Source organism: Halanaerobium sp. (genome assembly GCF_003070835.1).
The window spans coordinates 1-8,333 of record NZ_QBLR01000145.1; the positions used below are offsets into that span (position 1 = coordinate 1).

Sequence of the window (8,333 nt, forward strand, 5' to 3'; positions counted from 1 at the left end):
GACTATACTATATAGATAAATTAATTTTATAATTATATTTAAGATCACAAATCATCAGGGGAAAGAGGTAATTTAAATGTTTAGAAAAGTAAAAAATTATTTTGAGGGTAGAGAAACTCAGGATGGTGCAGGAGTTAAACTCAGACGCTGTTTTGGTTATCATCAGATTCCAGATTTTGACCCTTTTTTGATGATGGATTTTTTTGATTCAACTGATCCTTCAGACTACAGACGTGGATTTCCCTGGCATCCACACCGGGGAATTGAAACTGTTACCTATCTAATCAAGGGAGAAATTGAACATGGAGACAGTATAGGAAATAGTGGAGTAATAAGGAATAGCCAGTGTCAGTGGATGACTGCAGGTTCGGGAATACTGCATCAGGAATTACCCCAGCCATCAGCAGAAATGCTTGGGGTTCAGGTCTGGTTAAACCTGGCTGCCAGTAATAAAATGACAGAGCCTCAATATGGAGATATAACAGAGGCTATGATACCAGTTTATGAAGATGATCAGAAAAAAGTTAAGATTATTGCCGGTGAATATCAAGGCTTAAGTGGTCAGATTCAGAGAACTGACACCAGACCTACTTTTTTCGATGTAGAATTAGCTGCAGAGAGTAAATTTATTTTTGAACTGCAGGCAGACTATAACGCCTATGCCTTTTTAATTAGAGGAGAGGCCAATTTTGAACCCGGGAAAGAAAATCTCAAAAAATATCCGCAGGGAGTTTTATATGAAAACGGCAGCAAAATAAAAGTTAATACAGCTCAAAATACGGCGAGGTTTCTCTTTCTTGCAGGCAAAAAATTAAACGAACCTATAGCCTGGGGTGGTCCAATTGTTATGAACAGCAGAGAAGAACTTGCTGCAGCTTCCAAGGAGCTTGATAATGGAACATTTATTAAAAGTAAAAACGAGAAAAAGCCAACTCAGATTAATAAATTTTACCAGGAAAATAATACAAAATAAGGAGAAATTAAAGTGACAGAATTGGAATTAATGCTTGATTTTCATCTAGAAGCTAAAAGACAGGGGCCAGGCAGTACCGATGATACGCTAAAGGCTCTAAGCTTTATGGATTTAAAACAAGATAAAGTTTTAAAAATTGCAGATATTGGCTGCGGCTCGGGTGGGCAGACAATTACTCTGGCCCGCAAGATTAAAGGAGAGATTAAAGCCGTTGACCTTTTCCCTCAATTTTTAGCAAAGTTAAAGACAAAGGCAGCAGAACTGGGTTTAGCTCATAAAATAAAGACCTTAAAAAAATCAATGGATGATCTTCCCTTTGGCAGTAAAGAATTTGATATTATCTGGTCAGAAGGAGCAATCTATATTATGGGCTTTGAAGAAGGAATTAAGCAGTGGAAAAAATATCTAAAATGTGGTGGTTATTTAGCAGTTAGCGAAATAACCTGGACTACAGCTTCCAGACCTGCTGAAATAGAAGAATATTGGAATAATGAGTATCCAGAAATTAATACAGCCTCTGCTAAAATTAAAATATTAGAAGAGAATGGATTTTCGCCGGTCGGATATTTTTATCTGCCTGAATCAAGCTGGATCGATAATTATTATAGGCCGATGGAAGAACGTTTTGAAGATTTTCTCATCAAACACAATTATTCTGAAGCGGCTGCAAGATTAGTTGAAAATGAAAAAGATGAAATTAAATTCTACCAGAAATATAAAGATTATTTTAGTTATGGCTTTTATATCGCCCAAAAACTAAATTAAGAAGGAGTAGATTATGAAAAAGAATAATTCGATTAATTTAATTAAAGATTTATCAAATGCAAATGGTGTATCAGGCTTTGAAGATCAAGTTTTAGAAGTAGTTAGAAATAAGCTAGCTGCTAATATAAAAACAGAAGTTGATTCAATGAGAAATATGTATTTATATCCAGAAAATAAAAACCCTCAAAAACCGATTTTAATGCTGGACAGCCACTCAGATGAAGTAGGTTTTATGGTCAAATCAGTTAATAAAAATGGTAGTTTAAAATTTATTAATTTAGGCAGCTGGTTTCCACAGAATATTCCGCTCATATAAAGATTATAAGATTGAAGTTGGAGCTCCAATTGTACCAGATGTTGATTTTGAATTCGATCAAGAGCGTGGAATAATGATGGGCAAGGCCTTTGATAACCGGCTGGGAACAGCAGCCGTAATTGATCTATTAAATGACTTAAGTACTGAAAAGCTTGGTCTAAATTTAGTGGGAAGTCTTTCAGCTCAGGAAGAAGTTGGAACCAGAGGAGCTGAGGTTACTTCTAGAAAAATCAAAGCTGATATAGCAATTGCTTTTGAAGGCACACCAGCTGATGATACATTTAGAGATCAATATGATGCTCAATCTGTATTAAAAAAAGGTCCTCAGATTCGACATCGAGATATCTCCATAATCGCAAACCCCAAATTTATTAAATTTGCCAGAGATATTGCTAAAAAACATCAAATTCCATTTCAGGATGCAGTCCGGATTGGCGGCGGAAATGATGGGGCAAAAATTACTTTAAGCAATTATTCTGTACCGACAATTGTTATAGGTGTACCGGTACGCTATGCCCATACACATTACTCTATTTCAGCTTACGAGGACTATAAAAATACTATTAGCTGGGCAGCTGAAATTATCAGAGCTTTAGATTCAAAGATCATAAATGAATTTTAATAATTTAAATAAAACAGAGAAAAGCAAAGTCTTTAGCTGGAAATTGAATAATTAACCCTGCCCTACACTGAAAAATTTCACCCTTGACTTAAAAATAATATTACAATATAATTAAAATGACTTTATCTCATTAAAGTGCAAAATTTAATATTAGATACAACAAAAAACTAGTAAAGGAGAATGAGTAGTGGAGAAGAAAAGTAGTTTTTCAATTCCAGTTTTTTTCAGTGTAGCTTTTGTCTGGTTTACAACGCATTTTGGGGGAGGTTTTGCCTCAGGTAGACAGGCAGCACAATTTTTTGTCAGTCATGGCTGGTATTCAATATTTACTCCAATTATTGCCATGGGACTTGATGCAGTTATTTTCTATTATGCCTGGGATTTTAGTGTAGTTAATGATACATATGATTACAGAAGTTGGACTGATGAGTTTTATCATCCATATCAAAAGATTTTTTCAAATTTATATGAAATTATTTTTGTTTTAACAATGGGGGTGGCAACAGCAGTTGCCTTTGCTACTGGTGGAAGTACAATTAAATCTGCAATAGGAACTCCCTATTTAGCAAATACTATTGTTATAGCTGCTATTATATTTTTACTTACTATCTTTGGAGCTAAATTAGTTCGTGAATTTGCTACTTACATAGGAATAGCTATTATTATAGGAGTTATAGTAGTTTATGGAGCAAATGCTGTAGTTAGTTTTCCTAAGATAATTAATGTAATTTCTGCTCAGACTGCAGACACTAGTCTTTGGTCTGCTCTCTGGAGCATGTTATTATATGCAAGTTTTCAGGCGCTGGCTGTTGGGGCTTATGTTGCGGTAGCAGATGTCTTAAAAACAAGAGATGATGCATTAAAGGCTGCCTGGGCAGGTTTTGTAATTAATGGTGTCTTATTAACTCTTGCCTCAGTTACAGTATTGGCCTATTATCCAGATATTTTAGAAATACCTGTTCCAACAATTTATGTAGTAAATAATGGAGTAGGTGGAGCTTTAGCTGAAAATATTATTTCAATTTTAATAGTACTTGGGGTAATTTCTACCGGAGTAAATTTTGTTTTTGGTGGAGTCAAAAGAATAGTTTCTTGGTGGCCTAATGATAACACCAGTCAGAGTCACTCAATAGTAGCCTCTTTAATTTTTGTCTTAATAACCTGGTCTATTGCCCGTTTTGGTTTAATTCCTTTAGTTGCCAAAGGATATAGCTTTTTAGGTTATTTAGGAATACCAATCCTCATCTTGCCGGTAATATATAAATTAATTAAAAGAAGGTTTAACTAAAATATTATTTTAAATTTTAGATAGAAACAAGTAATAGATTATTGAGGAGTTGATTTTTTGCGGATTTTAGTTTTAATTAAACAGGTACCAGAGATGGAAAAGGTTCAATTTGATGCTGAAAAAGGAAAGATAGATAGAAAATCAGCTGGAGTTGAAGTAAATCCATTTGATTTAAATGCTTTGGAAGCTGCTGTCAGAATCAAAGAAAAATTAGGAGGAGAGATTACAGCTTTAAGTATGGGTCCCAAAAGAGCCGAATCTGCTTTAAAAGAAGCAGCAGCCAGAGGGGCAGATAAAGTTTTTTTGCTAACAGATAAAAATTTTGCAGGAGCTGATACAATTTCAACTTCGGCTGTGCTATCTGCAGCAGCAAAAAAATTGGGTGATTTTGATTTAATTGTTGCTGGTGAAATGAGTGTTGATGGAGATACAGCTCAGGTTGGTCCTCAGACTGCTGAGTTTTTGGATATCAATCATGCTGCCTATGTAAGTGAAATAGTGGCTGTTTCAAATAGTGAAATTACAGTTAGTACTTCTCTTTGGGAAGCCAATTATAATAAGACTTATAGTTATCCGCTTTTAATTACAGTAACTAAAGATCTTAATAATCCAAGTCTACCATCATTTAAAGGTAAAATGAAAGCCAGAAAAATTAAGGTAGAAAAACTTGACTATGAAACAATAAAGGATCAGCTGCAGATTAAAGAAGTTGGTTTTAAAGGTTCACCAACCTGGGTTGAAAACATTGTTGTACCCCAGAAAATAAAAAGAAAGACTAAAAGATATAATAAAAATGAATCTGAAACGGCTGTTGCTGAGATAAAAGAAATATTAACAGCTAAAAATTTGATGGAGGCTTAATGATGGCAGATAAAAAGAGCTTATTAATAATAGCTGAATACAGTAAAAATAGAATTCATCCGGTGATTTTAGAATTATTAAATAAAGGAAGAGAGCTGGCAGATAAAGCTGATTTGAAACTTAATCTTTTAGTTCTAGCTGCAGAAAATATTGAAAATAGAGAGCTAAATGAACTAATTTATCATGGAGCAGATGAAATTCAATTATTAATTAATGGTAATTTTGCTTATCCAGATGAATATTTATTTAAAAAAGCTATTCTCAAATTTCTAAATCAAAAGACCCCAGAAATTATTTTAATCGGGGCGACAAATTTTGGGCGTTCTCTGGCACCAAGACTGGCAGCTGCATTGAAAACCGGTCTGACAGCTGACTGTACTGAACTTGATATAGCAGAAGATGGTTCACTGCTGCAGATTAGGCCAGCCTTTAGTGAAAATATACTGGCCCATATTAAAAGTGATACAAAACCACAGATGGCAACAGTCCGTTACCAGGAGTTTGCAAAAGCAGCTAGAAATGAAAATAGAAAAGGTAAAATTACTATTGAAGAAATTAATTTTAAGGAAAATGATATATTAAAAGAGATTGAGAAGATAAGTGATCAGAAAATAAATATTACAGAGGCTGAAGTTGTTGTAGCAGGTGGAAGTGGTGTCAAAAATGCCGAAGATTTTAAAATGCTGCAGGAGCTGGCTGATATTTTAAATGGAGTTGTAGCAGTTTCCAGGGATGTTGTAGATCAGGGTTTAATGCCTAAAGAACGCCAGGTTGGTTACAGTGGTCAGCGTGTTAAGCCAAAAGTTTATTTTGCCTTTGGTATTTCGGGGGCTCCACAGCATCTTGCAGGGATGAAAGAAGCTGAAACTATTATTGCAGTTAATAATGATCCTTCAGCTCCTATTTTTAAGGCTGCTGATTATGCAATTGAAGGAGATCTATACAAAATTATTCCTGAGATGATAAAAGAATATAAAAATAAATAATAAATTTTTAAGATATTAAAATTTGGAGGGCGAATATGCAGAAGCAGATAATTGAGAAGTTAGAAGCAATTGTTGGAGAAAAATGGGTTGATACGGACTCTGAACGAGTACTTTCCTACAGTCTGGAAAGTACAAATGATAATTATAGTATGGTAGCACCAGAACCTGTATCAGGCTCGGTAGTTGTCAAGGCTGCTGACAGTGAAGAAATAGCTGCAATTTTAAAATTTGCAAATCAAGAAAAAATTAATGTTATTGCTAGAGGTGCAGGAACTGCACTGGCAGCTAATACTATTCCTGATCAGGAAAGTATAATTTTATCATTAGAAAGACTGGATAAAATTATAGAAATTGACGAAGAAAATATGCTTTTAAAAGCAGAAGCAGCAGTTACTCTGGGAGATATTATAGAAGAGTTAAAAAGTAATGATCATCTATATTTCCCCCTGCATCCTGGTGATGAAGGAGCCCAGGCTGGAGGAATGGTTGCTATGAATGCCGGTGGAGTTAGAGCCGTAAAACATGGAATTATGCGAAATCAGATTCTCGGCATGAAAGTAGTACTTCCGACAGGTGAGATTGTTCATTATGGGGGCAGTAAGGGAAAACTTCTTAAAAATAATGCAGGTTATGATTTAATGCAGCTGCTGATTGGTAGTGAAGGTACTTTAGGTGTCATAACTGAAGTTAGTTTAAAATTATACCCAGAGCCAAAAGCTAATGGAACTTTGATTGTGGCCTTTAATGATCGGAGAGATGCCTTTGCAGCGGTACCAGCTATTTTAAAAAGAGGTATTATTCCAATGGCTTTAGAATATGTGGAAAAAGATGAAATTAACATGGCTGCAGATGATATAGGTAAAAAGTGGCCTGCTGAAAATGGTGAATATTTTTTAATAATTATGCTTTCAGAAGCTAAAGAAGATGACTTATTTGAAATTGGAGCTCAGCTTGATGAAATAACAGCTGAATTTAATGCTGTTGATATGTTGATAGCGCAGAGTATTAGTGAACGCAAGAATATTTTGGATATTAGAAGTCATATTTTACCTGCTATTACAGATAAAATTGTAGATAGTCCTGATGTAACTGTTCCTCGTGGTAGTCTCTTAGAATATTTAGATAAATTAAATGAAATTGAAGCAAAGTACAATACTAAATGTCCGGTTATAGCTCATGCTGGGGATGGTAATTTACATGTTCTAATTTTAAAAGAAAATGGAAACATGCCTTCATATTTTACTGAAATAAAAGAAGATATCTATCAGAGTGCTGTTGATATTGGAGGAACAATAACTGGAGAACACGGTATTGGAAAGCTGAGACAGAAGTATCTTTCAATGATGTATTCCAAAAGAGAATTAGAAATTATGAAACAGATAAAAAATGCATTTGATCTAAATAATATACTTAATGCCGGCAGAAGTATTTAAAAAGTGTTTAAATTCAACTAAGGGATAATCAACTAATTGGAGGTTGTTATTATGATTAAAAAACAAATTAATCTTATGAAAAATGGTGAAGGCTTTATCGCAGCACTGGATCAGAGTGGTGGTAGTACACCAGGAGCTTTAGAAGATTACGGTATAACAGAAGCTGAATATGAGACAGAAGAAGAGATGTTCGATCTTATTCATGCTATGAGAACAAGAGTTATTACAAGTCCTTCTTTTAGTTCTAAAAACATTTTAGGTGCAATATTATTTAAACATACAATGAATAATAAAATGGAAGGCAAATATACTGCTGATTATCTCTGGGAAGAAAAAGGTGTTTTGCCAATACTCAAAGTTGACCAGGGGACAGAAAATAAAAAAAATGGCGTTCAGCTGATGAAGCCGATGACTAAGCTTGATGATCTGCTTGAAGAAGCAGGAAAATATAATATTTTTGGAACTAAAATGAGGTCTATTATTCACAGTGCTAATCCGAAGGGGATTAAAGAGATTGCTGCTCAACAGTTTGAATATGGTAAAAAGATCTATGAAGCAGGATTTATACCTATCTTAGAACCAGAAGTTAATATTAAAAGTGATGATAAACTTAAATCTGAAAAAATATTAAAAGAAGAGATTATAAAGCAGCTGCAGGACTTGGATGATGAAAAATATATCTTTAAACTTTCAATTCCAAGTGAGGCAAACTTTTACAAAGAAATTATTGAACATCCAAATGTAGTTAGAGTAGTTGCTTTATCTGGAGGTTATAGTCAGGAAGCTGCTGTCAACAAGCTTTCAGAAAATCATAATATGATTGCAAGTTTCTCGAGGGCACTACTGCAGAAATTACATGTTGATCAATCCGACGAAGAATTTGATAAGGTACTAAAAGATGCAGTAGTTAAAATTTATAAAGCGTCAATAACTTAATCTAATATAGAAACAGTAATAATTTCAAAATAAAAAAATAAAATTGTTCAGAAAAATAAATAAAAATATGATGAGGCCGGTTTTTACCGGTCTTTTTCCCATTTAAAAACAAGGAAAAAGATAGTTGATCAAGAAGAATAAATAATAATGGAC

9 protein-coding genes are annotated in these 8,333 nt (G+C 34.1%); all 9 read left to right on the forward strand.

All coding sequences use genetic code 11. From position 1 onward, the window contains the following. Window positions 1-76: 76 nt before the first annotated feature. The 9 genes from CI949_RS13275 (at window position 77) to CI949_RS13315 (ending at window position 8,180) form a co-directional block, all read left to right on the forward strand. Window positions 77-973 carry a pirin family protein gene (locus tag CI949_RS13275; RefSeq protein ID WP_290767226.1) on the forward strand — a complete coding sequence of 299 codons (897 nt, stop codon included), beginning with the start codon at window positions 77-79 and terminating at the stop codon, window positions 971-973. Between the two features lie 12 nt (window positions 974-985). Then, a complete protein-coding gene (locus CI949_RS13280) occupies window positions 986-1,738 on the forward strand; it encodes a class I SAM-dependent methyltransferase (RefSeq protein ID WP_290767228.1) in 753 nt (250 codons plus the stop codon). Between the two features lie 13 nt (window positions 1,739-1,751). Further along, window positions 1,752-2,054, forward strand: coding sequence for a hypothetical protein (locus CI949_RS13285; protein ID WP_290767230.1), 303 nt, complete (start codon window positions 1,752-1,754; stop codon window positions 2,052-2,054). 28 nt (window positions 2,055-2,082) lie between these two features. After that, entirely contained in the window at window positions 2,083-2,676 is a 594-nt protein-coding gene (locus CI949_RS13290; protein WP_290767242.1) for a M20/M25/M40 family metallo-hydrolase, read from the forward strand. 187 nt (window positions 2,677-2,863) lie between these two features. After that, complete coding sequence (locus CI949_RS13295) at window positions 2,864-3,964, forward strand: hypothetical protein (RefSeq protein ID WP_290767232.1); 1,101 nt, start codon at window positions 2,864-2,866, stop codon at window positions 3,962-3,964. A gap of 57 nt (window positions 3,965-4,021) precedes the next feature. Further along, window positions 4,022-4,825, forward strand: coding sequence for an electron transfer flavoprotein subunit beta/FixA family protein (locus tag CI949_RS13300; protein WP_290767234.1), 804 nt, complete (start codon window positions 4,022-4,024; stop codon window positions 4,823-4,825). A 2-nt stretch (window positions 4,826-4,827) separates the two neighbouring features. Beyond that, on the forward strand, window positions 4,828-5,811 hold the full coding sequence (locus CI949_RS13305) for an electron transfer flavoprotein subunit alpha/FixB family protein (protein ID WP_290767236.1): 984 nt from the start codon (window positions 4,828-4,830) through the stop codon (window positions 5,809-5,811). Between the two features lie 35 nt (window positions 5,812-5,846). Beyond that, a complete protein-coding gene (locus CI949_RS13310; RefSeq protein ID WP_290767238.1) occupies window positions 5,847-7,244 on the forward strand; it encodes an FAD-binding oxidoreductase in 1,398 nt (465 codons plus the stop codon). 51 nt (window positions 7,245-7,295) lie between these two features. Next, window positions 7,296-8,180, forward strand: a complete 885-nt coding sequence (locus tag CI949_RS13315; RefSeq protein WP_290767240.1) for a fructose bisphosphate aldolase — start codon at window positions 7,296-7,298, stop codon at window positions 8,178-8,180. Window positions 8,181-8,333: the final 153 nt, after the last annotated feature.